This is a genomic window from Pseudomonas sp. BN515, assembly GCF_029873155.1.
In the GTDB taxonomy this organism is placed as follows: Bacteria; Pseudomonadota; Gammaproteobacteria; order Pseudomonadales; family Pseudomonadaceae; genus Metapseudomonas.
In genome coordinates this window covers 1-26405 of the sequence record NZ_SSOH01000062.1, presented here as the reverse complement: position 1 = coordinate 26405, position 26405 = coordinate 1, and the positions used below count along the sequence as shown (strand labels likewise).

Below are 26405 nucleotides of genomic sequence, written 5' to 3'. Positions count from 1 at the left end.
CGGGTGAAATAGATTCATCCAGGTGAACAAATGTTCATTTGTCCGGGATGGCTGGCGTAACTAGCTTAGCGCCTGAGTTTCAGCCAATTCATGTGCTTCTGGAAGCACAACCGTCAAGGAGATTGAGATGAGCACCATTCTTTCCGTGCAAGGCAGCCCCCGTGGTGAGCGCTCCCATTCCCGTCGCCTGCAGGAGTCGTTCCTCAAGGCCTGGCAGGCGCGCGAGGCGGACCGCGAGGTCCTGCGTCGCGAAGTGGGGCGGGTGGCGATTCCGGCGGTCACCGAAGGCTGGATCGCTGCAGCTTTCCATCCGGAGCCCGAGGCGCGCACCGAAGTGATGAAGGCCGACCTTGCCGTGAGCGACCTGCTGGTGGATGAGCTGTTCGCCGCCGACCGCCTGGTGATTTCCGCGCCCATGTACAACTTCGGCGTACCCAGCGGGATCAAGGCCTGGGTCGACCAGATCGTGCGTATTCGCCGCACTTTCGATTTCGACCCGAACAAGCAGGGCAATCCCTATACCCCGCTGGTGCTGGGGCGCAAGGCGCTGATCATCACCACCCGCGGCGACCATGGCTACGGCCCCGGCGGCGCCAACGCCCACATGAACCACGCCGACGTCTACCTGCGCACCGTGCTGGGGTACATCGGCATCACCGACGTGACGGTGGTGGCGGTGGAAAACGACGAGTTCGGCGGTGACGCCTTTGCGCAGTCCTACCAGCGTGCCGAGCGGACCCTGGCGGACCTCGCGGAGACCTTCTGAGGACGCGGCCATGGCCTGGATATTTCTGCTGGTAGCGGCATTCTTCGAGGTGTTGTTCGCCATGGGCATGAAGTACGCCGAAGGCTTTACCCGGCCCTGGCCAAGCCTGCTGGTGGTGGTGGCCGCGGTGGCCGGGATCTGGTTCCTGACCCTGTCCATGCGGGTGCTGCCGGTGAGCATCGCCTATCCCATCTGGACCGCCATCGGCACGCTGGGCACGGTGCTGCTGGGCTTCCTCCTGCTGGGCGAGGCGCTGACGCCGACCAAGCTGGTGTCGGTGGTCCTGATCGTCATCGGGGTGTCGGGATTGAGGTAGAGTGCGCCGCGCGCACCAGCACGTTTCCAGGTTTCAGGACGAGAGCCGGTGCGCATGGTGCACCCTACCGAGCGAGCACCAATGCTCGTTACCGCCTGCTCACCTGCACCGCCGGCGCCAGGTCCTGGCACTGGGTGTTCTGGCCCGGGATGAGGTAGGGCTGGAGGATCGGCGCCATGCCTTTGAGCACCTGCACGGGCAGGGCGGAGGTGAAGCTGAACTTGTCGGCCTGGCTGCCTTCGACGAAGGCAGTGAGGGTGCCGAAGTGGCGCGGGCCCAGGTAGAAGACGAAGGTGGCGGTGCGGTTCATCGCCTTGGAGCTCTTCACCGTACCCCAGCGGGTCACCGTCTGGATGCGGTTGTCGCCGGTGCCGGTCTTGCCGCCCATGACCAGCGGCTGGCCGTCGGGCAGGGTGAAGCTGCCCTGCAGTCGCCGCGCGGTGCCGCCTTCGACCACCTTGGAAAGGGCGTCGCGCAGGGTGGCGGCCACCTCCGAGGTCATCACTCGCTTGCCTTCGCTGGTCTGGTGCCCCACCAGGGTTTCGTACGGGGTGTCGGCGGCGAAGTGGAGCTGGTCGATGCGCAGGGTGGACTGGCGCACACCATCGTTGAGGATGATGCCCATGAGTTCCGCCAGCGCCGCCGGACGGTCGCCGGAGCTGCCCAGGGCAGTGGCCAGCGACGGCACCAGGTGGTCGAAGGGGTAACCCAGGGACTTCCAGTGCTCGTGGATGTCGAGGAAGGCTTCCACCTCCAGCATGATGCGGATGCGCTTGTCGCGGGCGTATTTGCGCTTGGACTTGAACAGCCAGCCATAGACTTCGCGGCGCTCGCCGCCACTGGCTTCCACGGCGTCGCGGTAGGTTGCCGTCGGGTGCGCCTGCAGATACCCGAGCAACCAGAGCTCCAGCGGGTGGACGCGGGCCACGTAGCCCTGGTCGTTGAGGTTGAAGGCGCCCGGTCCGTAGCGCGTGTAGAGATCCTCGATGCGCTTGTCGGTCAGCGGCGGGTTGGCCTTGGGCACCCGCTCGCGCATGAAGGTGGCGAAGGTGGCCATGTCGGCCTGCGGCTGCAGGTAGCGGTGGATGGCGGCCATCCGCGCGCCCCAGGGGTTGAGGCCGTCGAGGAAGGTGGCCAGGCGCTGGTCCGCATCCTTGCCCTGGTACTTGTTCCAGAAGCGGCGCAGGTAGGTCTGGCTCTCGCGGGAGACGAACAGGTCCAGATAGCCCTGGCGGCGTGGGTCCTTGTCGTCGGTCAGGAGCTGCATCTTGCCGCCGTCGGGGCGGTACATGTCGTGCCGCACCACATCGCGCAACAGGCGCACGAACGGCAGGTTGATGGATTCACGCAGGGCATCGCGCAGGGAGGGCCGGCGGCCGTTGTCCTCTTTGCGGAAGTTGTTGAAGGCGTGCAGCCCGCCGCCGGTGAAAAAGGCTTCGTAGGGGCTGGCGGAATAGGTGCGATCCAGGGCCGCCTGGAGCATGGCGCTGAGGTCGCGGTCCTTGGTCTGGATCAGGTAGTCGATGGCCCAGCGGCTGATGAAGTCGAGCGGGTCGACCGGTACCTTGCGCAGCTCGTCCACGGGTAGCCCGGCGTAGCGCTGGTGCAGGGTGGCGACGTTCTCCAGGTAGGTGGCCAGCACCCGTAGCTTGGCAGTGGAGCCCAGTTCCAGCTTGCTGCCCTCGTTGATGTCGAAGGGCTGGTCGGTGTTGTCGGTCTGCACCCGCACGCGGTTACCCGATGGCGTGCGTTCGAAGAGGGTGAAGCTGTAGCGCACTTCGCGGGTCTTTTCCGGTGACAGCAGGCGTTCGCCATACAGACCCACCTGTTCGGCGAAGGCCGGATCGGCCAGCTGCCGCAGGTACTCGGTGACGGCGTTCTGCAACTCGCTCTGCAGGGTACTGCTGGCGGTCAGGTCGAGGCGGTCGAGGTCGTAGAGCGGCATATTCAACATGCCCGAGAGACGACTGCGGGCGACGCTGATGCCCTTGTTCGCTTCCACCGCCTGGATGGCCGGTTCTTCCACCCAGTTGCGGAAACGCAGCTTGGCGCTGAGGGCAGCATCGCGTAGCGGCGTATTGATGACACCGGCGCTGGCCAACACGCGGATATGGCTGTCGGTGAGGGCGTTCAGCTCTTCATGGGCGCTGGACAGGTAATAGGAAGGGCGACGTTGGGCGATGAACAGCGAGAGCACCTGGCGCATGGCCAGGCCGCGTGCGGCCAGGTCGCTGCTGTCGTCCGCCAGGGTCTTGTTGACCCGGTTGAAGTCCGCTCCGTACCAAACCCGCAGGCCGTCGGCGATGCCGTGCACCTCGCCGTGCCCCGGCGCAGCCGAGAGCGGCACGCTGTTCAGGTAGTCCGTGACGATGCGTTCACGCGCCGCCAGGGTTTGCGGGCCTTGCTGGTAGGCACGCACGCTGGCGGAGACCATCTGGCGAATCTTCTCGGAAGCGGAAACGGTGCGGCCGAAGGGCGAGTGGCGGTATTTCTCCAGCTGGGTGGCCAGGGTGCTGCCGCCGGCTGACTGGCCTTCGTAGTCGATGGCCTTGCCCACCTGGGTCAGCGCGGCCTTGGAAAAGCGCGGCCAGTCCACGGCCGGGTTGGCCAGGGGCGTTTCGCGGTCCAGCAACTTGCGGTTCTCGATGAACAGCAGACTGCTGACCAGCAGCGGCGGAATGCTGGTGAAGTCCGGGTAACGCTGCTGTGGATAACTGAACTGATAGAAGGGCAGACCGCGGCAATCACAGATATTGATGCCGGCCTGGATCTTCTCGCGGTACGGCGGGAACAAGCCGTGTTCGACATAGCTGATCAGCGCCGGGGAGAAGCGCGTCTGTTGCTGGACCTGATAGCCACGTTTTTCCAGGCGATCGAGCATCTGCGGCAGCGAGGCGTAGCCAAGGCGGCGGTCGAACGGGCCGTCACCAGGGTAACGGATGGACTTGCTGGGGCCATCCTCGAGCTTGTAGCTGAGCGTTGCGGCGTAACGGCTGATTTCTCGGGCCTGGAAGCGCGAGGTCTGCATTTCGTGTGTAGCGGCAACGCCGACGATGCCGGCGGTCACCAGGAAGATGCTCCAGAACAGCAAGCGGTGCTTGCGGCGCGGCGGCTTTTCCGGCGGGACGCCCGAGCCATGGAGAGGGCCTTGGGGTACCTCTTTTCTTGCTGCGTCGGATTGCCATATTGCGCCCATAGTCCACCGGCCTGGCCTGTTGCCGCTCTTGCTTGCAATCTTAGTAGGTCGCCGGCTGGCTGCATGGCGGAGTGGCGGCAAAACAGGAGTGAAGCAATGACAGGCGACAATCGGATGCAACTCGACCACAGCTGGCGCGCCAACGCTCTAGCTTGGACCCGTGCGGTGAGGGAAAGTCGTATCAGAAGCAGGCAATTGGCCACTGACCGGGCCGTCGTCGAGGCCGTGTTGGCTCGTCGGCCGGCGCGGGTGCTGGACCTCGGATGCGGTGAAGGCTGGCTGAGCAGGGCGCTTACCGGGCACGGATTTTCGGTGCTGGGCATCGATGCATCGGCGCCCCTGGTGGAAGCGGCGCAGGCCGCCGGCGGTGAATTCCGTTGCCTGGATTACGCGCAATTGCAGGACGATCCCCGCCAGTTGGGCAGTTTCGACGTGGTGGTGTGCAACTTCTCGCTGTTCGAGGAGCAGTTGGAGCCATTGCTCATTGCCCTGCATGAGCTGCTGATGGAGGAGGGCGCATTGCTGATCCAGACCGTCCATCCCTGGCAGGCCCGCGGCGAGGAGGGCTATCGCAATGGTTGGCGCCGCGAAACCTTCGACGCCTTCGAGGGCGAATTCCCCGAGCCCATGCCCTGGTACTTCCGCACGCTGGAATCCTGGTGCGAGTTGCTGCGTGACAGCGGCTATTACATCGACGCCCTGCGCGAACCGGCCCATCCGGATACCGGCGAACCGCTGTCGTTGCTGGTCGAGGCAAGCCCCTGAGGAGAAATCCTCAAACTGCGGCAGCGACCGTTCGGCCGAAAGCCCATGGGCGATTCTGGGGTTTTCCGACCCTCACGCGGGACATCCTGTCGATCCTTTCCGGTCTTTTGGGGCGATGGCATGCATCGCCGCTTTTTCCGCTTCCTCTGGTACGGATGTGCACCAAAAGTAGGCATGACGTCGCTTCATCTTTGTGCAAGACTCGCCGCCGATCTCGGACGCGTGTGCGCCCGCCGGACTGTTCCGCCCCACAAGGACGGGCCTTTCAGGCGGCCAAGGGTCGTTACCACGACCCGGCTTTTCGGCTACGCGGCTGACTCCTCGACAACTACAAGATGAGGTACCCCCCATGTCGGTTGCTGATCATCAGCCACAACATGAATCGCTGCACCGAGACCTCGGTGAGCGTCACATCCGCCTGATGGCCCTGGGCGCCTGCATTGGCGTCGGCCTGTTCCTCGGTTCGGCCAAGGCCATCCAGATGGCTGGCCCGGCCATCATGCTCTCCTACATCATCGGCGGACTCGCCATCCTGGTGATCATGCGCGCCCTCGGTGAGATGGCTGTGCATAACCCGGTGGCCGGCTTCTTCAGCCGCTACGCCCAGGATTACCTCGGCCCGCTGGCGGGCTTCCTCACCGGCTGGAACTACTGGTTCCTCTGGCTGGTGACCTGCGTGGCGGAAATCACCGCCGTCGCTATCTATATGGGCGTCTGGTTCCCCGAAGTACCGCGCTGGATCTGGGCCCTGGCGGCGCTGATCAGCATGGGCGGCGTCAACCTCATCGCCGTGCGTGCCTTCGGTGAATTCGAGTTCTGGTTCGCCCTGATCAAGATCGTCACCATCGTCGCGATGGTGGTGGCTGGTACCGGCATGATCGTCTTCGGCTTCGGCAATGACGGAATCGCCACCGGCATCTCCAACCTCTGGGAACACGGCGGCTTCATGCCCAATGGCGTGCAGGGCGTGCTGATGTCGCTGCAGATGGTGATGTTCGCCTACCTCGGCGTTGAGATGATCGGCCTGACCGCCGGCGAAGCGAAGAACCCGCAGAAGACCATTCCCCAGGCCATCGGCTCGGTGTTCTGGCGCATCCTGCTGTTCTATGTCGGCGCGCTGTTCGTGATCCTCTCCATTTATCCGTGGAACGAGATCGGCTCCCAGGGCAGCCCCTTCGTGATGACCTTCGAAAGCCTCGGCATCAAGACTGCGGCCGGCATCATCAACTTCGTGGTGATTACCGCTGCGCTGTCGTCCTGCAACGGCGGCATCTTCAGCACCGGCCGCATGCTCTACAGCCTGGCCCAGCAAGGCCAGGCGCCGCGCGCCTTTGCCGTCACCTCCAACGGCGTGCCGCGCCGTGCGCTGCTGGTGTCCGGCGTCGCCCTGTTGCTGGGCGTGCTGGCCAACTACCTGGTGCCGGAGAAAGTGTTCGTCTGGGTAACCTCCATCGCCACCTTCGGCGCCATCTGGACCTGGGCGATGATCCTGCTGGCGCAACTGAAATTCCGCCGCAGTCTCACCCCGGCCGAGCAGGGCAAGCTGCAATACCGCATGTGGCTGTTCCCGCTGAGCTCCTACCTGGCCATGGCCTTCCTGGTGCTGGTGGTCGGCCTGATGGCCTACTTCCCCGACACCCGCGTCGCGCTTTACGTGGGCCCGGCCTTCCTGGCGCTGCTGGTGGTGCTGTACAAGGTCTTCAACCTGGCTCCGGCCAAGGCGATGGAACCGGTCGGCGACGCCGCCTGAGTCCTGCCTTCACGATGAACATCGGGCCCGCCACGTGCGGGCCCGATGCTTTTCGGGCGCTTGAAGCGGCGGGTAGGTTGGCGGAATATCCATCGCCAGCTGGCAATGCGCCAGTGCATCAGGAGGTGGTCATGTTCGGCATTCCTACCCGCCCATCTTTCGCGCGGCATCCTTTGCTGGTTGGTGTTCTCGTCAGTTGCCTGCTCCTGGCCGGCTGCGCGGGCTTTCGCTCGGGAGTGGAAAGCGGGGCCGTCGTCGATGGGCAGGAAGCGGACGAACGCGGTCGTGTCCAATTGGCGGATGTCGCGCTCACCCTGGACCTGCACAACCAGATCCAGCAGAACGACTTTCAGGTGATCCTGTTCGTGGTGCCGGTGATGTACGACCCGATCGACAAGCCGCGCTACAACGAAAAGGACGACACCCGCTTGCTGCTGGAAATCCAGCCGGCCACTGCCGATTATCGCTTCCGCCCGGAACGCGTCGTGCTGACGGTGGATGGCCGTCCGCTTCCGCTCGCGAAGGTGTCGCTGATCATGGTCCGCGACCCCAACCAGTTTCCGCTGGACGGCTTGCAGGCAATCGACCAGACGCCCGCGGGGCTGGACTACCGCATGACGGTGCCGCAGCGGAGCTGGCAGTTCATTCTCAAGTTCGCGGCGCCGGTTCCCCAGCCGTCCAGTGATATCCAGCTGGACCTTTCCCGCGCCCTGGAACGCCCCGGCAAGCCGCCCTTGCCGCCGATTCGCTTCCGCTCCCGCCCCTGGAAACAGGGCTATACCTGACACTTCCGCCAATTCGCGGTGGTCTATTGCAGCAAGGAATCCTGGCCCCGCCTGGCGCGGGTCGGGCTAGGCTGAAACCATCGTTCTTCAAAAAAGGGAGGTCACCGCCATGGCCGGTTCCGCTGCCATTCCCTGTCTTCGTTACCGCGATGCGCCCGCGGCCATTACCTGGCTGTGCAACACCTTCGGCTTCGTCGAGCACCTGGTGGTGGCCGAGAAGGACGGCAGCATCGCTCACGCCCAGCTCAGCCTTGGCACCGGCATGATCATGCTCGGCTCGGTGCGGAATAACGACTATGGCCAACTGCTGCGCCAGCCCGACGAGAACGGCGGGCTCGGCACCCAGGGCATCTACCTGGTGGTGGCCGATGTCGACGCCGTGCACGCCCGCGCCCTGGCCGCTGGCGCCACCGTCGTCCTGCCGCTGAAGGACGAGGAGTATGGCGGGCGCGGATTCACCTGCCGCGACCCGGAAGGTCACCTGTGGAGCATCGGCTCCTACGACCCCTGGGCTTGAGCCGTTCGGCCCATTGCCGGAATATCGCGCCCCAGCTGCCGGCAATCCCGACTTAACGGACTTTCCGAGGAATACGCCATGCAAAGCATCACCTTCCCCGACGGCACCCGCGTGCCCGCCATCGGCCAGGGCACCTGGCACATGGGCGAGCAGCCCAGTGAGCGCAAGCGCGAAGTCGCGGCGCTGCGCCAGGGGTTGGAACTGGGCCTGACCCTGATCGATACCGCCGAGATGTACGCCGAAGGCGGCGCTGAGGAAGTGGTGGGGGACGCCATCGCCGGCTTGCGCGAGCAGGTCTTCCTGGTCAGCAAGGTCTATCCCTGGAACGCCAGCCGCAAGGGCACCGCCCTGGCCTGCGAACGCAGTCTCAAGCGCCTGGGTACCGACCATCTCGATCTCTACCTGCTGCACTGGCGCGGTGAGCATCCGCTGGAAGAAACGGTGGAAGCCTTCGAGCGCCTGCGCGAACAGGGCAAGATCGCCCGCTGGGGCGTGTCCAATCTGGACCTCGACGACCTGCACGAACTGCCCGCCGGTTGCGCCGCCAACCAGGTGCTCTACAACCCCGAGGCGCGAGGCATCGAGTTCGACCTGCTGCCCTTCCAGCAGCAGCAGGGCATTCCGCTCATGGCCTACTGCCCGGTGGGGCAGGGCGGTAGCCTGCTGCGCAACGAAGCAATCCGGGAAGTCGCCCGCCGTCACCAGGCGAGCTCGGCCCAGGTGGCCCTGGCTTGGGCCTTGCGCCAGCAGGGGGTGATCGTCATTCCCAAGGCGGTCGACCCGCTGCACCTGAAGCAGAACGCCGAGGCCCATAAGCTCCAGCTCAGCGCCGATGACCTCGCCCTGATCGACCACAGCTTCCCGCCGCCGCGCCGCAAGCGTCCGCTGGAAATGGTCTGAGGCCAGGGGCCAAATCCTGTGGGAGCGAATTCATTCGCGAGTAAACATCCACGTTCGTAGAACGTGGACTTGCCATAGCCCCTCGAAGGGACGATTCCTTCCCCGTGCACAAAGCGGACGTCTTTAGCTCGGTCTGGATCTTGGGGTGCGCCGTGCGCACCGATTCCGGGATCGGTTTTGGCAGCACGTCAAACCGCCGGTGCGCACGGCGCACCCTACCGGATCGGCTTCATCCTGCTGGCCCGCGCATATCCACCCGCCACTCGGCGGCAAAGACCTCTCTGATGGCAAGATAATTCCTCGGACCAGATTCCTATTGTCCGACAGCTCTCATAGACTCTTGCCCACTTCTTTCCAGGGAATGGCCTTGATGAAACGCACGCTGTGGACGTTGTTGGGCTTGGTTGGGCTGGTCGCTACCGCGTGGGCGGAGGAGCCGCCCGCGCAGGATCCCTTGCTCGACGTCCCCGCTGCGGCGACCGCTTCCGGCAGCGAAGCCCGAGGCGTGCTGCGTGCGCGCAACCAGGCGGTGCTGGCCAGCGAGTTGGCCGGGCGCATCGTCGAAATGCCCTATGCCGAAGGCCAGGCGTTCAAGAAGGGCGAGGTGCTGGTGCGCTTCGACTGCAGCGCCTACCAGGCCCAGCTCAACGCCGCCAATTCCGCCGTGCGTGCCGCCCGCGAAGAACTGAAGAACAAGCAGCAACTGGCCGCCCTGAACTCGGTGGGCCGCTTCGAAGTGGCCCTGGCCGAGGCACGCCAGGCGCAGTCCCAGGCCGAAGCGCAGGTCTACCAGGTGCAGGTACAGCGCTGCCAGGTGAAGGCCCCCTTCGACGGGCAGGTGGTGGCGCGCAAGGTGCAACCCCATGAGAGCGTCGCCAGTGGCGCGCCGCTGCTGGATGTGGTGGACAACCGCACCCTGGAGATCCACCTGCTGGTGCCCTCGCGCTGGTTGAGCAAGCTCAAGCCCGAGCAGGCGTTCGAATTCGTTCCCGATGAAACCGGTAAACCGCTGCATGCGGTGATCAAGCGCCTGGGCGCGCGGATCGACGAGGGCAGCCAGACCCTGCTGCTGATTGGCGGTCTGCCGGCCGATGCCGACGGCCTGCTGGCTGGCATGAGCGGCACAGCGCGCTTCCCGGAGAGGCCATGAACGCAGCCACGCCCGGTGCAGCCGAGCGGGTTTTCGCGCTCTTCCTCGGGCTGGAGAAGCAGGCGCGCCAGGCGGCCAGTACCGAGCAACTGGCCTTCGCCATGGTCAATGACGGCCAGGCGCTGTTCGGCTTCCGCCACGCGGCGCTGCTGATCGCCGGCAAGGTGCAGGCACTGACCGGAATCAGCGTGGTGGAACCCAACGCCCCCTTCGTGGCCTTCGTCGAGCGAGCCGCCGGGCGACTGCTGGACCAGGCGGTGCTGGACCAGACCTGCAGCGTCGATGCCGCGCTGCTCGACGAGCAGTCCCGCGCCGACTGGCAGGCGCTGTCCGCCCCGCAGGCCTGCTGGGTGCCCTTGAAGGACCGCCACGGCGAAATCTTCGGCGGGCTCTGGCTGGCGCGTGAACACCCCTTCAACGAGGCCGAGCTGACCCTGCTGACCCAGCTCGGCGATACCTATGCCCACGCCTGGCTGGCCTTGCAGCCTCGCAAGCCCTGGCGCCTGCGCTGGCCGAAGAAGAAGCTGCTGGCCATCGCCGGTGGCCTGTGTCTGTTGCTCCTGATTCCGGTACGCCAATCGGTGCTGGCACCGGCCGAAGTGGTGCCACAGGGCGGCCGGGTGGTGGCTGCGCCGCTGGATGGGGTGATTGCCGAGTTCCTGGTCAAACCCAACCAGAATGTGGCTGCCGGTGACCTGCTGGTGCGCTTCGACGCCACCAGCCTGAAGGCCCAGGCGGACGTTGCCGAGCGTACCCTGGGCGTAGCCGAGGCCGAGCTCAAGGCCAACACCCAGCGCGCCTTCGCCGATGTTGAATCCAGTTCGCGCATCGACCTGCTGGCGGCACGGGTGGAGCAGAAACGCGCCGAGCGCGACTACGCCCGAGAACTCCTGGCCCGCAGCGAAGTGCGCGCCGAGCGTGCCGGCATTGCAGTGTTCGCCGATGCCGAGCGCCTCACAGGCAAGCCGGTACAGACCGGTGAGCGACTGATGCAGATCGCCGACCCCGCCCAGGCCGAATTGCGCATCGAGCTGCCGGTGGGGGACGCCATCGCCCTGCAACCCGGTGCCGAGGTGGCGCTGTTCCTCGACAGCGACCCGCTCAACCGCCATGCCGCGCGCCTCGAACGTGCGGCCTACGAAGCCCAGGGCACCGCCGCTGGGCAATTGGCCTACCGCCTCGATGCGGCCTTCCTCGACGCGCCGCCGCGCATCGGCCTGCGTGGCACCGCCAAGCTGTTCGGTGAGCGCGCGCCGCTGGCCTATTACCTGCTGCGCCGGCCTCTGGCCGCCGCACGCCAGAGCCTGGGCTTCTGATGCTGCCGGCACTGCGTCCTGACCTGCAGCTGTCACCGGCCGCGCCCGGCCTGGACGGCGCTCCCCAGTGGACCCTGGCCGACCCCTTGCGCGGTCGCTACTTCAAGCTGGGCGCTGCCGCCGTGCGCTTGCTGCGCCACTGGGCGCTGAGCGATCCGCAGCGGGTACTGGAGGCCGCCAACGCCGAGCCGGGCCTGCCCCTGGGCGGTGCTGAACTGGACGAAATGCTGCGCTTTCTTCGCGGGCATGACCTGATCGCCGCGTCGGACGAGGATCAGCGCGCCAGCTACGCGATAAAGGCGGGCGCCCAGCACCAGAGCCTGGGCAAGCGCGTGCTGCATCAATACCTGTTCTTCCGCATTCCGCTGTGGCGCCCGGACGCCTTCCTCAATCGCGCCTGGCCCGTGCTGGAGCGCAACGGCCCGTGGATGCTGCGCTGGGGCCTGCCGCTGGTGTTCGCCCTCGGGCTGTTCCTGGTGGCGCGCGACTGGCAGCGCTTCATCGCCACCTTCCCGCACTTGTTCAGCCTCGGTGGGGCGGTGGCCTTTGGCGTGGCCCTGACCTTCGCCAAGCTCTGCCACGAATTCGGCCATGCCTTCATGGCCAAGCGCGCTGGCTGCCGGGTGCAGAGCATGGGCCTGGCCTTCATGGTGCTGCTGCCGATGTTCTACACCGACGTCAGCGACGCCTGGCGGGTCAATGACAGGCGCTCGCGGTTGTTGATCGGCGCCGGTGGTGTGCTCGCCGAACTGGTACTGGCGGTGTTGGCGCTGCTGGCCTGGTCGCTGCTGCCGGACGGCCCGCTGCGTACCTCGGCCTTCATGCTGGCCAGCGCCACCTGGATCACCACGCTGCTGATCAACCTCAACCCCTTCATGCGTTTCGATGGCTACTTCCTGCTCACCGATCTCTGGGGTGTGGATAACCTGCAGACGCGAGCCTTCGCCCTGTGCCGCTGGCGTCTGCGCGAAATGCTGTTCGGCTACGGCGAGCCGGTGCCGGAGCCCTGGTCGCCGGCCATGGCCCGGCGCCTGCTGATCTGGGGCTACGGTTCCTGGCTGTGGCGCGCCGTGCTGTTCTTCGGTATCGCGCTGGCGGTGTATCACCTGTTCTTCAAGGTGCTGGGCATCTTCCTGATGCTGGTGGAGCTGGTCTGGTTCATCGGCCTGCCGATTTGGAAGGAGCTGCTGGAGTGGTGGCAGCGCCGCGATCAGGCGAACCCGCGCAAGGTACTGCTGACCGGCAGTGGACTGCTGGTGCTGCTGGCCCTGCTGGTGCTGCCGTGGCGCAGTTCGGTCGAGGTCCCTGCGTTACTCGAAGCCTCCCGTGCCACGGCCCTGCATGCGCCTGTGGCCGCACGGCTGAAGGCGTTACAGGTGAAGGATGGTCAGACGGTGGAGCAGGGCACTCTGCTGCTGGAACTGGAATCCCCTGACCTGGATTCGCGCCAGTCCATCGTTCGCCGCGAGATCGAAATCCTCCAACTGCAACTGCGCCGCCAGGCCGGGCGAAGTGAAACCGCCGCCGACGCCGGCATCCTTGAACAGCGACTGGCCGAGGCCGTAGCCGAGTACCGCGGCCTGGCTGCCCAGCGCGAACGCTTGCAACTGCGTGCACCCCAGGGCGGCGTCGTGCGCGACCTGCTGCCCGATCTCACGGTTGGGCGTTGGCTAAGCCCGCAGGAGGCCCTGGCGCGAGTGGTGGAACCTGGCCAGCGACTGCGCGGCTACCTGGCCGAGGAATATCTCTGGCGCGTGCAGCCGGGGGCGGAAGGTCGCTTCATCGCCGACGACCCGGCGCGCCCCGCTATTCCGGTGCGGTTGGAGGAGGTGGATGCCACCGGCGTCGCCTATCTGGAGCTGGAAGCCCTCAGTTCCGATCATCACGGCCCCATCGCCGTGCGCCGCGATGCCCAGCACCGCGCCGAGCCGGTGCAGGCCCAGTACGGCGTGCGCCTGAGCCTGCTGGACGACGCCATCCACCCGGCCCAGCCGCTACGCGGCGTGGTGGTGCTGGATGGAGAAGGGCAGTCGGTCCTCGGTTTCGCCTGGCGCCGGCTGGCGGCGCTGGGGGTGAGGGAAAGCGGTTTCTGAACAACAGCCGGGAACAAGGACGATTCAATGCCGATGCCGACACTGCCCATCTGTTCGCGCCTGCCTCTGTCATTCGCGTTGGCGCCCCTGCTGGAAGCCCTGGGGCGAATCGACGAAGCCGCGTGGCAGGGCCATTTCAACACCAGCTACTACGAGGGTGACTGGAGCGGTGTCGCCCTGATCGCCCCAGACGATGCGCCGCTGCCTCTGGCTCCCGGACAGGGCGCGCCGGTTCGCAGTGGCTGGTGGCAGCGAGAGGCTGCCTGGAACGAGTTGCTGGATGCCTTCCACACCACCGTACGCAGTGCGCGCTTGCTGCGCCTGGGGCCGGGCTCGCGCATCCACGAGCACTGCGACCCTGACCTCGGCATGCCCGGCAGCGACCTGCGCCTGCATGTGCCGCTGCTGAGTCCGGAAGGCGTGGAGTTCCTCGTCGATGGCCTGCAAGCGCCCATGCAACCGGGGCAATGCTGGTTCCTCGATCTGTCCCGCCCGCATCGTGTGGATAACCCCGGGCCGGGCGAGCGCATTCACCTGGTGCTGGATTGCCAGCCCAACGATTGGCTGCTTGGGCTCATCGAACAGGGACTGCCCGACACACCCGCGCTGCGGCCGGGGAGGGCGGAGCAGGCCTTCGCGCGGTTCCGCGAGCTGGTGGAGCGGGATGCGCAGCTGGCCCGGCGCCTGCGCGCACTGACCGACGTGGGTGAGTTTCAGCGTGCGGCAGTCGCCCTGGGCGCCGAGCACGACCTGTATTTTTCTGAAGCGGAAGTCCTGACCGCGATGCGTCAGGGCAAGCGGGCATGGAACGATCAATGGCGAGCATGAACCCGGAAGATTTCAGCGGCTGGCTGCCCATCCGAACCTGGCAGCAGGCGGGCGAGTGGCGGGTGGACTGGTGCTGGTTTGGCGAGCAGCGGTTGACCCGGCCCTTCTTTCGCGACGACGTGGACCAGGCTCTGCGCCTGCCCTTCAACCAGGCGTTTCGGCGCGAGACCAGCCTCCAGACGCTGCTGGACTGGCAGGCCGAAAGCCCAGGCCTGGCGCCAGATGCGTTCGTTTTTCACGCCTCCCGCTGCGGCTCTACCCTGATCGCGCAGATGCTGGCCTGCCTGGACAGCCATGTGGTCCTGTCCGAGCCTCCGCCTCTGGACAGCCTGCTGCGCGGCCATTATCAGGACGGTCTCGTCGGCTGTGCCCAGGAGGCCGGCGTGGTCGCGATGCTGTCGGCTTTGGGTCAGGCCCCCACGCCTTCGGCGCGGCACCTGGTGGTCAAACTGGATGCCTGGAACCTGTTCGAATTACCCATCCTGCGGCGCTGCTTCCCGGAGACGCCCTGGGTGTTCCTCTATCGCGATCCCCTGGAGATCGCCGCGTCGCACCTGCGGATGCCCGGCATGCACATGATTCCCGGACAGCTCGGGGTTTCACCGCTGAACGAGGCGGGGGAAGCCACGGTGCCACGGGAGGACTACATCGTCCGACGGCTGGGCCGCCTGCTGGAGCAGGCGGCCGTGATGTGCCGGGAATACGACGGGCTGGCGCTCAATTACAGCGAGCTGCCCCACGCTGCGGTGGGCCGGCTGCGCGAGCGGTTGCGGCTGGCTCCGGATCAGCTGGAGGTGGTCATGGCTGCCAGCCGGCAGAATGCCAAGCGGCCGGGTGAGACCTTCGCGGCGGACACGCAGCAGAAACGCGATTCGGCCCCGGCCGCCTTGCGCGATGCAGTGTCTCGCTGGGCGGAAGGGCCTTACCAGGCACTGGAGTCGCTGCGCCTGGATCAGTCGCGCTGAACGGGGGCGCGGCGCATCTGCAACTGCACCTCGTCCGCGCTTGCGGGCAGGGTGCGGAATCCCAGGCGCTGGTAAAGGTGGATAGCGGGGTTGTGCGCCATGACCGCCAGCTCGAGCGCTTTGCCTTGCCGGTCTGCGCGGCGGGTGAGATTCCCCAGCAGCCATTGACCGTAGCCGCGCCCCCGGTAACGGGCCTCCAGGCCGATTTCCAGCACGCGAATGGTGCTGGCGCCTTCATGAAGGGTAATGAGCCCGATGGGCGCATCGTCCAGCAGCACCAGTTCCGTGTGGGCCTCGGGATAGTGGCTGGCGAAGACGCGTTGCTGGAGCTGCCACTGCTGTTCGAGGAGGGCGGGGCAGGCGGCGATCATGGCCGGGTCCAGCCCGCGCAACTGGGCGAAGAGCTGGCGCATCCAGGGCTCGTCGGCCGCAGTGGCGGCCCGCTTGGTCAGCATGTCAGCCGTCTTTATCTCGATCATGCGCTGCTGTAATTTCCTCTACCGCCCAGGCCCGTGCCTGAATTCCTAACGATCAGGGAGTGACCAGATGTTCATCGAAACCCAGGGCCTTACCGCAAAGATGTTCGCCTCCGAGGTTGGCCAGGTGTTCACCGCCGAGACGGTGCCCGAGCCTGTGCAGCTGACCTTGCTGCGGCTGGTGGAAGGCAGTGCTCCCAACCCGGGATTCCGCACGCCATTCTCGCTGATCTTCACCACGCCGATGAGCGTGCTCCTGCTGGAAGCGCAATACCGCCTGAAGAGCGCCAGCGGCAAGGAGTATTTGCTGCACCTCAGCCCGATCGTTTCTCCCCTCGACGGTCAGCGCCACTACCAGGCCCAGTTCAACTAGGCCTGGCAGCGGGCAGCCCGGGTCAGTTGCGACTTGGGAACACGCCCTGGGTGCAGATGCACTGGGTCAATGCCAGGAACGGCTGCACCACGCCGGTGGGCAGGTTCTGGCCGCTGAGCTCCAGCGTTACCTGAAGGCCCGCCTGCACGGGCAGTTCGACGCTTCCCGGAGCCGGAGCGTAGATCTGCACGGTCACACCGGTACGGCCCGAGGCGCCCTGCGCCTGGGCCAGGGTGGCGTCCGCCGCAGGCTGCTCGGAGGCGGCCGCCGTGGTGGACGACTGCAGCACCACAGTCGCCTCGGCGGTGGCGCCGTGGGTATGGGTGGGCAGGTTGAGCGTGGTCAGCGTGACGTTTTCCGAACCGGCCATCTGGCCGAGGGGCTGCTGGGCGCTTTGCCCGACCGCTGCCCGTCCGTTGAGGTTGGGCAGGCCGAAGTTCTGGACGCCGTTGCCGCCATAGGTGACGCCCAGCAGGGCGAACAGCGCCTGGTTCTGCTGGATCGACAACAACTGGCCGCTGCAGGTCATCCAGTTCCGTGGTGCGAAGTTGCCGGCGAAGGGCGCGATCACACCGAGGTAACTTTCGATATCCATTCGTGAGTCCTCGCGCCGTCAGTTGCGGGAGGGGAAGACCCCTTCCATGCAGATGATGTAGTTGATCACGGTGAACGGCTGCAGGATGGAGAAAGGCTGGCTACTGCCGGCAGCCTGGACGTTGACGGTGGCTGCGCTGGACAGGGGAAGGTTCACCGAGCCAGGGGCCGGGGCGTAGATCTTCACATCCACGGGCGTGCGGCCCGAGGCGCCATTGGCGGCGGCCAGTACGCTGTCCGCGGCCGGCGTAGCCGAAGTTGCCGCCGCAGTGCTGGCGGGCAGGGAGGCGGTGGCGGTCGCGGTAGCGACGTGGGTGTGGGCGGGCATCTGCGCGGTGGTCAGGGTGACCGACTCGGTACCGGCCATCTCGCCCAGGGTGTACAGGGAGGTGCCGGGGGACTGGCCCGCGCCGACGGGCACGCGACCTTGCAGGTTCGGCAGGCAGAAGGTGGTCTGGCCGTTACCGCCGTAGGCGGTGCCGAGGAGCGAGAACAGGGCGCTGTATTGAGCGATGGAGATTGTCTGCCCCTGGCAGAACGCCCAGCCACGGGGAGCGAAATTGGGGGCCCAACCGCTGATCGAGCCGAGATAGGACTGGTCACTCATGAGACTGATTCCTTCCTTGCGTGTGTGAGGCTTTATTGGAATAGGCAAGGAAGTACTGGCAATAGAATGGCACTTCCCTGCGCGCGGTGAACGATAGACGAAATTTCCTTTCGCCTCATGTTCTTTAGCACAGGGAAACGTCGATTCTGTGACTCAAACGAAGTAAAACAGGGCGCTTTAAGACTTCTTGGTCATTGATGGCAGGCTGATGGCTGAAAGCCATTTCCAGAGTAGGAAAAAGCAAATAACATCGTAGGACTAATCAGGCAGTGCAGAGTCACCGACAGGGAGCGCACAGCATGTTCTGGTCGAACAAGAATAAAGTATCCGGCCGCCCGTCCCAGGCCGACGTCCGTTCTCCCCTGGCTCTGCCCCTCGAACCTCGCATGATGTTCGACGGCGCTGTCGCCGCCACCGTTGCCGATACCGCGGCAAGCCAGCCCACCGACACCCCTGACGCGCAGGACACCGCTGCGGCCGAGAACTCGTCCCATGACGGCCTGGCCGCCACTCCCACTGGAGGCACCGGCGACCAGCGCCAGGAAGTGGTGTTCGTCGATAACGGCGTCAAGGACTACCAGCAACTGGTTGCGGCCATCAAGCCGGGCACCGAGGTGGTGGTACTCGACAGCAGCAAGGATGGCCTGCAGCAGATCGCCGACTACCTGGACGGCCGCAGCGGCATCGATGCTATCCATATCATCAGCCACGGCTCGGAAGGGCAGGTGCTGCTCGGCACTTCGGTGCTGGACATGGGCAGCGTCCAGCAGCGTGCGGACGACCTGGCCGCCATCGGCGATTCGCTGAAGTCGGACGGCGATATCCTGATCTATGGCTGCGACGTGGCCAAGGGTTCCGGCCAGACCCTGATCCAGCAGATCGCCAGCCTCTCGTCAGCCGATGTGGCGGCTTCCAGTGATGCCACTGGGGGGCTTGCCAAGGGTGGGGACTGGTCGCTCGAGGCGCAGGTGGGAAGCCTGGAGACCGCTTCGCTCTGGCAGGATGCGGCGCCCGGCTATGACGGCCTGCTGGCCACCGTTACGCTGAACCAGGGCTGGTTAAACAACGGTACTGACGATTGGAGCTATTCGGACAGCCAGGACCCCGGTGACTTGCTGGGCACGGCTGACTCCATATATCTGAACGTCGATACAAACGCGTTCAATTCGCCACCCGTCGCGTTCACCATCTCCAGTATCTCTGGCACCGCGTTCAATCTCGACAGCATCTCGGTGCGGCCACTTGCCGGCAACTTCGGCGATTACCAGTTTGAGATATACCCGACCGGTAACGAGGCCGCCAAGGTCACCAGCGACCTGATAACGAGTCAGCCCGGTGAGGTCATTGTCATCACCACCAACTTGCAGAACATCACCTCTTTCACCGTGAAGTTCCTGGACGTCATTCCGGGAGCTGATCCAGATGAGGGCTGGCCTGCCGACATAGACTTCCTCAATTTCACGACTTCTCCCGCCAATGCCGCGCCGACCCTCGGCGACGTCAATGGCGACAGCGTGGCCTGGGCTGGCGTCGGCAGCACCGTGACGCTGGACGTTGGCGGCAACGCCACAGTGGCTGATACGGAATTGAGCGCCCTCAACGGCGGCGCCGGTAACTGGGCCGGCGCCAGCCTGACCCTGCAACGTCCCAGCGGTGCGGTTTCCAGCGATATCTTCGGCTTCAATACCTCGGGCGCGCTGTTCACCGTCAGCGGAAATAACCTGCAGTTCAATAACAACACCTTCGCCACCTTCACCAATACTGGCGGTGTGCTGAACATCACCTTCACCAGTAGCAGCGCAATAGCCACCACCGCGCTGGTCAACGACGTGGCGCGACATATCACCTACCGCAGCGACACCCCGGCCGGCGATGCGACGGTGCGTTTCACCCTGAGCGACGGCGCCTCCAGCGCCACGGCCGATACCACGGTCACCAGCGACACCATCTACATCACCAACACCACTGACACCGCCACGATCAACGCGGCTAACGGCGTGAGCATCAGCGAGGCGGTGGCGATTGCCGCTCAAGACGCCACAGGCAGCCAGACGCTGATCTTCAGCAGCAATTTCAACAGCACCGTATCGTTGGCCGGTGACCTGGCCATCAACGAAAGTCTGACCCTCAACGCCGATTCGGCTTCGGGCCTGAACATCACCGGCAGCATCATCACCCTGGGTGGTGGTACCACGCTGAGCTTCGTAAATGGGAGCGGCGACACCGCGACCGTCAACAGCACCTTCGCAGGGACTGGCGCACTGGCCAAATCCGGCGCTGGCACCCTGACGCTCGGGTCCACTAGCAATAACACCGGTTGGTCCGGGGCCGTGTCGGTCACGGGCGGAACGATCACCGCCGACACTGGGTCGCGTCTGTCGACCGGGAACCTGACACTGGATGGCGGCACCCTGGCCATGACTGTGACGGGCGCGGCGGGAACGTCCACCACCTTCACCAACGCCATCACCCTGGGCGCGGGCGGCGGCACCATCAGCGTCGCCGGTGGCAGCGGTGCCAACATTGCCAATTTCTCTGGCGTGATTTCCGGCAGCGGCAGCCTGACCAAAACGAGTCCGTCGATCCTTCAGCTCAGCGGCAACAACACCTACACCGGTGCCACCAACGTCACGGGCGGCACCCTGCTTGTCAGCCACGCTAACGCTCTTGGTACGACGGCCGGCGGGACTACCGTCAGCAATGGCGCTACGGTGCGTATCGCCAGCGGCTTGACCGTCGCCGAAAGCTTCGTGGTGAGCGGTAGCGGCACGTCGGTGTCCTCCGCCAATTACGGTGCCATTCACCTGGTCTCCGGCTCTTCGACCATCAGTGGCAACGTTACCCTGGTGGGCGATGCCGACATCAGCGCCGCCTCCATCAGCACCCTGACCCTCACTGGCGCCCTGAGCGGACCGTTCAGCCTGAACAAGACCGACAGCGGCATGCTGACGCTGTCCAACAACGGCAACGAGGCGAGCCATACCGGCGGTACCTCCATCACCGCCGGTACGCTGTCGATCGCCAACGACGACCACTTGGGTTCCGGTCAGGTCACGCTGAACGGCGGCACCCTGGCCATCACCGGCGCCACCACGATCGATAACGCCATTGCGCTGGCTTCCGCTGCGGCCATTTCCACCAGCGCCAATGCCACCGTCAGCGGCGTTCTCAGCGGCAGCGGCACTCTGACCAAGACCGGCGCCAGCACGCTGACCCTGTCCGGCAGCAACACCCACAGCGGTGCCGTCAACCTCACGGGCGGCGGCCTGACACTGAGCGGCGGCTCGGCGCTTGGCAACAGCAGTGCGGTGACGCAGTCGGGCAGCACCGTACTGACCATCGCCACTGCCGAGACCATCGGCTCCCTCGCAGGCACCGGCAGCGTGGTACTCAACGCCGCGCTGACCGCCGGCGGCGACAACACCAGCACCAGCTATGCCGGTGTGATCTCGGGCTCGGGGTTCGGCATCACCAAGCAGGGCAGCGGCACGCTGACGCTGACCGGCAACAACAGCTACACCGGTGCCACCAACGTGTCGGCGGGCGGACTGGTGCTCAACCGCGTCGGCGGCGCGCTGGATGACAACACGTCGGTTACGGTGGCGTCCGGCGCGACCCTGACCGTCGCGGCCGACGAGACCATCGACGTCTTGTCCGGCGCCGGTACCGTGGCCCTCGGTAGCTCCGCGCTGACGGTCGGCATCAACGGCACCAGCAGCACCTTCTCCGGCGCCATCACCGGCTCCGGCACCCTGACGCTGGATGGCGGCGGCACCTTCACGCTGTCCGGCACCAACAGCGGGCAGAGCTGGGGGATGCAGGTGTTGAGCGGCGGCACGGTTGCGATCGCCGGTGACGCCAACCTGGGCAGCGGAACCTTGCAACTGAACGACGGCACGCTGTCGGTCACCAGCGCCGGGACCGTCGACAATGCGATCACGCTGGGCGCGAGCGCCGGCAGCGTCTCGGTGGGCTCCGGCCTGGCCGTCAGCCTGAGCGGCGCGATCGGCGGCACCGGCGCCCTGACCAAGACCGGTAGCGGCACGCTGACCCTGTCGGGCGGCAACAACTACTCGGGTACCACCACCGTTTCCGCCGGTACCTTGGCGGTGAATGGCAGCACCACCAGTGCGACCACTGTGGTCAGCGGCGCCACGCTGGCCGGTAGCGGCATCCTGGGTGGCAATGTGACGGTCCAGAGCGGCGGCACCCTGTCGCCGGGCAACAGCGCCGGCACCCTGACGGTGAACGGCAACCTGCAGATGAACGCGGGCAGCATCCTGGCGGTCGAGATCAACGGCACCACGGCTGGCACCCAGTACGACCAGGTAGTGGTCAATGGCACGGTGAACGTTTCCGGCGCCACCCTGGCCGTCACCCATGGCTACGCGCCCGGCTTCGGCGACGTCTATACCCTGATCGACAACAATCTCAGCGACAGCGTTACCGGCAACTTCAGTGGCCTCGCCGAAGGCGGCACCCTGACCGCCAGCGGCAACGGTACCGTGCTGACTGCCAGCTACACCGGCGGCACCGGCAACGACTTCACCCTGACGGCGCCAACCAACAGCACTCCAGTGGTGACTGGTCTCGACGGCGACAGTACGCCCTATACCCCCGGCACCACGGTGGTGCTCGACGCCGGCGGCAACGCTGTGGTCAGCGACGCCGAAGACGACCTGGCGAACTGGAACGGCGGCAGCCTGGTGGTGCAGCGTTATACCAGCGGTAGCGCTGACCCGAGCGCCAACGACCTGTTCGGTTTCGACCTCAGCAACGCCAACTTCAGCGTCAATGGCAATGCCTCCAGCGGCGACCTGCAGTTCGCCGGTCTCACCTTCGCGACCTACAACTACGCCGGCGGCGTGTTGACCATCACCTTCACCGGCAGCAGCCTCCCGGCGTCCACCGGGTTGGTGCAGGACGTGGTACGCAACATCAGCTACAACAACGCCACGCCATACGGCGACGCGAACATCCGTTTCGCGCTCACCGACAGCCTGGGCGGCACGGTCAACAGCGACGTCACGCTGACCTGCGACACCATCTACGTCGACCAGAGCAACGACGACGCCGGCGGCGACGCGGCGGACGGTTTCAGCCTGCGCGAAGCGCTGGCACGCGGCGCGGCCCAGGGCGGTGCCGACACGATTCGCGTGGTACTGGCCGATAACAGCACCATCACCCTCGGCAGCGGCGTCACCGGCGGCGCGGGCGATACCCTCGACCTCGACGGCGCCAACGGCCTCGTCATCACCGGTAGCACGATCACGCTGGGCGGCGCCTTCACCCTCAACAACGGCCTGACCGACACCGCCACCATCGCCAGCACGCTGGCCGGCAGCGGCACGCTGACCAAGACCGGCGCTGGCACGCTGACGCTGACCAGCACCGGCAACGAGGCCGGTTACTCGGGCGCCATCGCGCTCAACGGCGGCACCTTGGCAATCGGCAACGACGACGCCCTTGGCAGCGGCGCGCTGCAGTTCGACGGCGGCACCTTCGACATCACCTCCGGCGGCGTCACGGTCGACAACGCCATGGCCTTCGGCACTGGTGGCGGCACGCTCAATGCCAACTTCGACTGGACCGCCTCGGGCGTGTTCTCCGGCGGTGGCACACTGAGCAAGACCGGCCTTTTGGGCACCCTGACGCTGAGCGGCACCAGCGCGCACACCGGCACCACCACGCTGGGCGAGGGCATCCTGGCGGTCGGCAGCGACAGCAACCTCGGCAGCGGCCTGGTGAGCGTCTACGGCGGCACCTTCTCGGTCACCACCAACGGCCAGACCATCGACAACGCGTTCGACATCACCAGCCGCTCCGGCGCCATCGAATTGGGCTTCGGCATCGAGGCCACGCTGTCGGGCCTGATCACCGGCAGCGGCGACTTCTTCAAGAGCGGCAGCGGCACGCTCAACCTGACCAACACCGGCAACAGCGCCAGCAACTGGACCTTCGGCCAGGTCAACGGCAAGACGGTGGTTACCTCGGCCAACCAGATCGGCGGCGGCATCCTCAAGCTCGCCGGCGGCACGCTGGCGATCAATGCCAACAGCACCTTCACGCTCAACCGCACGACCCAGGTGATCAGCACGGTCGCGCTCGACGCCACCGGCAGCGGCACCGGCGTGGTGATCAGCCTCGGCGGCGCGATGAGCGGCAGCGGCGCGTTCAGCCTCAATGCCGGCGACAGCCAGATCTACCTGAGCAACGCCAGCAACCTGACCGGCCCGCTGACCCTGTCCTCGACCGGCAGCACTGGCCTGGTGGCCGCGATCGGCACCGGCACCCTGGGCAGTGGCACGATCAACCTGACCGCAGGCTCCACGCTCGGCGTGGCCGGCAGCAGCCGTACCTTCAGCAACGACATCGTGCTGCTCGGTGATGCCACGCTGCGCACTGGCTCCCCGGCCACGGGCGCCGACAACATCACCTTCAGCGGCGTCATCAGCGAAAGCGGCGGCGCGCGCAACCTGACCGTGAACGGCTACTCGGTCGCCGGCAACCACACCGACGTGGTCCTGTCCGGCAACAACACCTACACCGGCACGACCACGCTGCTCGGCGGCACCCTGAAGGTGACGTCCGACGCCAACCTCGGCGGCGGCGACCTGGTGCTTGCCGGCGGCACGCTGGCCATCGGCGGCGCTACCACCATCGACAACAACGTGAGCGTGTCGGGTGGGGCGACCATCCGGACAGATGCGGCGACCACCCTGTCCGGCGTGATTTCCGGCGGCGCCACGCTGACCAAGAGCGGCAGCGAGACCCTGACGCTGACCGGCACCGAGACCCACAGCGGCACCACCAATGTTTCCGCCGGTACCCTGGTGGTCAACGGCAGCACGGCCGGCGCTACTACCGTGGGCAGCGGTGCCACCCTGGCCGGTATCGGAACGCTGGGCGGTGCTGTGACGGTGCAGAGCGGCGGTACGCTTGCCCCGGGCGGCAACGCAGCGGGCATCCTCACCATCAATGGCCCCCTCAGCATGGCCGCCGGCAGCACCCTGGCACTGCAGATCAATGGCCTGATCGCGGGCGCGGGCCATGACCAGATCGTGGTGAACGGAGCCGTGGACGTGAGCGGTGCCACCCTGGCCGTCACCCACGGCTACGCGGCGGGGGAGGGCGATACCTACACCATCATCGACAACGATCTCGCTGATGGCGTGACCGGCAACTTCAGCGGTCTCCCCGAGGGCGGCATCCAGGCATCCGCTGGCAACGGCACCGTGCTGACTGCCAGCTACATCGGCGGCACTGGCAACGACATTACCCTGACCACCCCGATCTTCCCGAGGGTGACCGGTGTGACGTCCAGCAACGGCAATGGCCAGTACGGTATCGGCGATGTCATCACCATCACGGTGACCTTCGACGCCAATGTCAACGTGACCGGCACCCCCCAGCTGCTGTTGGAGACCGGTGCCACTGACCGGACCCTCGACTACGTTTCCGGTTCGGGCAGCAATACCCTGACCTTCAGCTACACCGTTCAGGCGGGTGACGTTGCGGCCGATCTCGACTATGCCAGCACCGCGGCGCTGACCCTCAACGGCGGCACTATCAAGGGCGCTGCCAGCCAGGATGCCATCCTCACCCTGGCTGCCCCCGGCTCTGCCGGTTCGCTGGGTGCCAACAAGGCTCTGGTGGTCGACGGCGTGCGGCCGTCCGCCAGCATCTCGCTCAGCGACAGCAACCTGAAGGCGGGCGAGACAGCGACGGTGACCATTACCTTCGACGAGGCGGTAAGCGGCCTGGACGTCGCCGATTTCACGGTGGCCAATGGTGTGCTGAGCAACCTCAGCTCCAGCGACGGCGGCATCACCTGGACCGCGACCCTGACCCCAACGGCCAACAGCGTGAGCGCGGGCAACCTGATCACCCTGGACGCCACCGGCTACACCGACGTGGCGGGCAACACCGGGGCGAACAACGCGACCTCCAGCGCTTACGCCATCGACACCCAGCGTCCGACCGCCACTATCACGCTTGCGGATACTGCATTGGCGGCGGGTGAGACCACCACCGTCACCATCACCTTCAGCGAGGCAGTCACCGGCCTGACCACCGCTGATTTCACGGTGGCCAATGGCGTGCTGAGCAACCTCAGCAGCAGCGACGGCGGCATCACCTGGACGGCCACCTTGACGCCGACATCGGGTACTACCAGCACCGGCAACCTGATTACGCTGGACAACACCGGCGTGCAGGACGCGGCGGGTAACACCGGGCTGAACACCACCGCCTCCAATGCCTACGCCATCGACACCGCGCGGCCGACCGCCACCATAGTGGTCGCGGACAATGCCTTGGCGGTGGGCGAGACCAGCACCGTCACCATCACCTTCAGCGAGGCGGTCACCGGCCTGACCACCGCTGATTTCACCGTGGCCAATGGTGTGCTGAGCAACCTCAGCAGCAGTGACGGCGGCATCACCTGGACCGCCACCCTGACGCCGACATCGGGTAATACCAGCACCGGCAACCAGATCACCCTGGACGCCTCCGGCTACACCGACGCGGCGGGCAACACCGGGGCGAACACCACCACATCCAACGCCTACGCCATCGACACCCAGCGCCCGACAGCGACCATCACCGTTGCGGACAGCGCGCTGGCGGCGGGTGAGACCAGCACGGTCACCATCACCTTCAGCGAGGCAGTCACTGGCCTGACCACCGCCGACTTCACCGTGGCCAACGGTGTGCTGAGCGGCCTTAGCTCCAGCGACGGCGGTATCACCTGGACGGCCACCCTGACGCCGACGGCGGGGACTACCAGCACCGGCAACCTGATCACGCTGGACAACACCGGTGTGCAGGACGCGGCGGGCAATACCGGGGCGAACACCACCGTCTCCAATGCCTACGCCATCGACACCGCGCGCCCGACCGCCACCATTACGGTCGCAGACAGCGCGCTGGCGGCGGGTGAGAGCAGCACGGTCACCATCACCTTCAGCGAAGCGGTCACCGGCCTGACCAGCGCCGATTTCACCGTG

The 26405-nt window shown here is 66.0% G+C and carries 18 protein-coding genes; 14 read left to right on the top strand and 4 right to left on the bottom strand.

Features of this window, described 5'->3' with window-relative positions; genetic code table 11:
* The first annotated feature begins 127 nt into the window (after positions 1 to 127).
* Together E8E91_RS15530 and E8E91_RS15525 are read left to right on the top strand one after the other, a co-directional pair.
* On the top strand, positions 128 to 766 hold the full coding sequence (locus E8E91_RS15530; protein ID WP_280376623.1) for an NAD(P)H-dependent oxidoreductase: 639 nt from the start codon (positions 128 to 130) through the stop codon (positions 764 to 766).
* Positions 767 to 776: 10 nt separating this feature from the next.
* Positions 777 to 1082 carry a multidrug efflux SMR transporter gene (locus E8E91_RS15525; RefSeq protein WP_226283772.1) on the top strand — a complete coding sequence of 102 codons (306 nt, stop codon included), beginning with the start codon at positions 777 to 779 and terminating at the stop codon, positions 1080 to 1082.
* Positions 1083 to 1170: 88 nt separating this feature from the next.
* Here E8E91_RS15525 and E8E91_RS15520 read toward each other — a convergent pair whose 3' ends face one another.
* Entirely contained in the window at positions 1171 to 4278 is a 3108-nt protein-coding gene (locus E8E91_RS15520; protein ID WP_280376619.1) for a transglycosylase domain-containing protein, read from the bottom strand.
* A gap of 96 nt (positions 4279 to 4374) precedes the next feature.
* Between E8E91_RS15520 and E8E91_RS15515 the strand changes: the two genes are divergently transcribed.
* From E8E91_RS15515 to E8E91_RS15470, 10 genes are all read left to right on the top strand, one after another.
* Positions 4375 to 5043, top strand: coding sequence for a class I SAM-dependent methyltransferase (locus tag E8E91_RS15515; protein ID WP_280376616.1), 669 nt, complete (start codon positions 4375 to 4377; stop codon positions 5041 to 5043).
* A 349-nt stretch (positions 5044 to 5392) separates the two neighbouring features.
* Positions 5393 to 6793, top strand: a complete 1401-nt coding sequence (locus tag E8E91_RS15510; RefSeq protein WP_280376614.1) for an amino acid permease — start codon at positions 5393 to 5395, stop codon at positions 6791 to 6793.
* A gap of 131 nt (positions 6794 to 6924) precedes the next feature.
* Positions 6925 to 7578: a hypothetical protein gene (locus tag E8E91_RS15505; protein WP_280376612.1), complete on the top strand. Its 654-nt coding sequence runs from the start codon at positions 6925 to 6927 to the stop codon at positions 7576 to 7578.
* A 109-nt stretch (positions 7579 to 7687) separates the two neighbouring features.
* Complete coding sequence (locus E8E91_RS15500) at positions 7688 to 8095, top strand: VOC family protein (RefSeq protein WP_280376609.1); 408 nt, start codon at positions 7688 to 7690, stop codon at positions 8093 to 8095.
* A 78-nt stretch (positions 8096 to 8173) separates the two neighbouring features.
* Positions 8174 to 8995, top strand: coding sequence for an aldo/keto reductase (locus E8E91_RS15495; protein WP_280376608.1), 822 nt, complete (start codon positions 8174 to 8176; stop codon positions 8993 to 8995).
* 370 nt (positions 8996 to 9365) lie between these two features.
* Complete coding sequence (locus E8E91_RS15490; protein WP_280376606.1) at positions 9366 to 10145, top strand: efflux RND transporter periplasmic adaptor subunit; 780 nt, start codon at positions 9366 to 9368, stop codon at positions 10143 to 10145.
* Positions 10142 to 11461, top strand: coding sequence for an HlyD family efflux transporter periplasmic adaptor subunit (locus tag E8E91_RS15485; protein WP_280376603.1), 1320 nt, complete (start codon positions 10142 to 10144; stop codon positions 11459 to 11461). The genes E8E91_RS15490 and E8E91_RS15485 overlap by 4 nt, the downstream gene beginning before the upstream one ends.
* Positions 11458 to 13554 (top strand): HlyD family efflux transporter periplasmic adaptor subunit, encoded by a 2097-nt coding sequence (locus tag E8E91_RS15480; RefSeq protein ID WP_280376721.1) that lies wholly within the window; start codon positions 11458 to 11460, stop codon positions 13552 to 13554. Before E8E91_RS15485 ends, E8E91_RS15480 begins: the two co-directional genes overlap by 4 nt.
* 27 nt (positions 13555 to 13581) lie before the next feature.
* Entirely contained in the window at positions 13582 to 14382 is an 801-nt protein-coding gene (locus tag E8E91_RS15475) for an aspartyl/asparaginyl beta-hydroxylase domain-containing protein (protein ID WP_280376600.1), read from the top strand.
* On the top strand, positions 14370 to 15347 hold the full coding sequence (locus E8E91_RS15470) for a sulfotransferase family protein (RefSeq protein ID WP_280376597.1): 978 nt from the start codon (positions 14370 to 14372) through the stop codon (positions 15345 to 15347). Before E8E91_RS15475 ends, E8E91_RS15470 begins: the two co-directional genes overlap by 13 nt.
* Here E8E91_RS15470 and E8E91_RS15465 read toward each other — a convergent pair.
* The gene (locus E8E91_RS15465) at positions 15335 to 15802 is read right to left on the bottom strand and encodes a GNAT family N-acetyltransferase (protein ID WP_280376596.1); all 468 of its coding nucleotides are present in this window, start codon (positions 15800 to 15802) and stop codon (positions 15335 to 15337) included. The two genes, E8E91_RS15470 and E8E91_RS15465, sit on opposite strands and share 13 nt — an antisense overlap.
* Before the next feature lie 91 nt (positions 15803 to 15893).
* Between E8E91_RS15465 and E8E91_RS15460 the strand changes: the two genes are divergently transcribed.
* Positions 15894 to 16196: a hypothetical protein gene (locus E8E91_RS15460; RefSeq protein ID WP_151132449.1), complete on the top strand. Its 303-nt coding sequence runs from the start codon at positions 15894 to 15896 to the stop codon at positions 16194 to 16196.
* Positions 16197 to 16218: 22 nt separating this feature from the next.
* Here the strand turns inward: E8E91_RS15460 and E8E91_RS15455 are convergent, their stop codons facing one another.
* Together E8E91_RS15455 and E8E91_RS15450 are read right to left on the bottom strand one after the other, a co-directional pair.
* On the bottom strand, positions 16219 to 16791 hold the full coding sequence (locus E8E91_RS15455) for a tail fiber protein (protein ID WP_280376593.1): 573 nt from the start codon (positions 16789 to 16791) through the stop codon (positions 16219 to 16221).
* 18 nt (positions 16792 to 16809) lie between these two features.
* Entirely contained in the window at positions 16810 to 17397 is a 588-nt protein-coding gene (locus E8E91_RS15450; protein ID WP_280376590.1) for a tail fiber protein, read from the bottom strand.
* Positions 17398 to 17696: 299 nt separating this feature from the next.
* Here E8E91_RS15450 and E8E91_RS15445 point away from each other — a divergent pair.
* On the top strand, positions 17697 to 26405 hold an 8709-nt coding region (locus tag E8E91_RS15445; protein WP_280376587.1), incomplete at its 3' end, for an Ig-like domain-containing protein.

Bases quoted from the DNA above. Each gene is read 5' to 3' on its own strand.
- E8E91_RS15530 (WP_280376623.1), top strand. From the start codon at position 128: ATGAGCACCATTCTTTCCGTGCAAGGCAGCCCCCGTGGTGAGCGCTCC.
- E8E91_RS15525 (WP_226283772.1), top strand. From the start codon at position 777: ATGGCCTGGATATTTCTGCTGGTAGCGGCATTCTTCGAGGTGTTGTTC.
- E8E91_RS15520 (WP_280376619.1), bottom strand. From the start codon at position 4,278: ATGGGCGCAATATGGCAATCCGACGCAGCAAGAAAAGAGGTACCCCAA.
- E8E91_RS15515 (WP_280376616.1), top strand. From the start codon at position 4,375: ATGACAGGCGACAATCGGATGCAACTCGACCACAGCTGGCGCGCCAAC.
- E8E91_RS15510 (WP_280376614.1), top strand. From the start codon at position 5,393: ATGTCGGTTGCTGATCATCAGCCACAACATGAATCGCTGCACCGAGAC.
- E8E91_RS15505 (WP_280376612.1), top strand. From the start codon at position 6,925: ATGTTCGGCATTCCTACCCGCCCATCTTTCGCGCGGCATCCTTTGCTG.
- E8E91_RS15500 (WP_280376609.1), top strand. From the start codon at position 7,688: ATGGCCGGTTCCGCTGCCATTCCCTGTCTTCGTTACCGCGATGCGCCC.
- E8E91_RS15495 (WP_280376608.1), top strand. From the start codon at position 8,174: ATGCAAAGCATCACCTTCCCCGACGGCACCCGCGTGCCCGCCATCGGC.
- E8E91_RS15490 (WP_280376606.1), top strand. From the start codon at position 9,366: ATGAAACGCACGCTGTGGACGTTGTTGGGCTTGGTTGGGCTGGTCGCT.
- E8E91_RS15485 (WP_280376603.1), top strand. From the start codon at position 10,142: ATGAACGCAGCCACGCCCGGTGCAGCCGAGCGGGTTTTCGCGCTCTTC.
- E8E91_RS15475 (WP_280376600.1), top strand. From the start codon at position 13,582: ATGCCGATGCCGACACTGCCCATCTGTTCGCGCCTGCCTCTGTCATTC.
- E8E91_RS15470 (WP_280376597.1), top strand. From the start codon at position 14,370: ATGGCGAGCATGAACCCGGAAGATTTCAGCGGCTGGCTGCCCATCCGA.
- E8E91_RS15465 (WP_280376596.1), bottom strand. From the start codon at position 15,802: ATGCTGACCAAGCGGGCCGCCACTGCGGCCGACGAGCCCTGGATGCGC.
- E8E91_RS15460 (WP_151132449.1), top strand. From the start codon at position 15,894: ATGTTCATCGAAACCCAGGGCCTTACCGCAAAGATGTTCGCCTCCGAG.
- E8E91_RS15455 (WP_280376593.1), bottom strand. From the start codon at position 16,791: ATGGATATCGAAAGTTACCTCGGTGTGATCGCGCCCTTCGCCGGCAAC.
- E8E91_RS15450 (WP_280376590.1), bottom strand. From the start codon at position 17,397: ATGAGTGACCAGTCCTATCTCGGCTCGATCAGCGGTTGGGCCCCCAAT.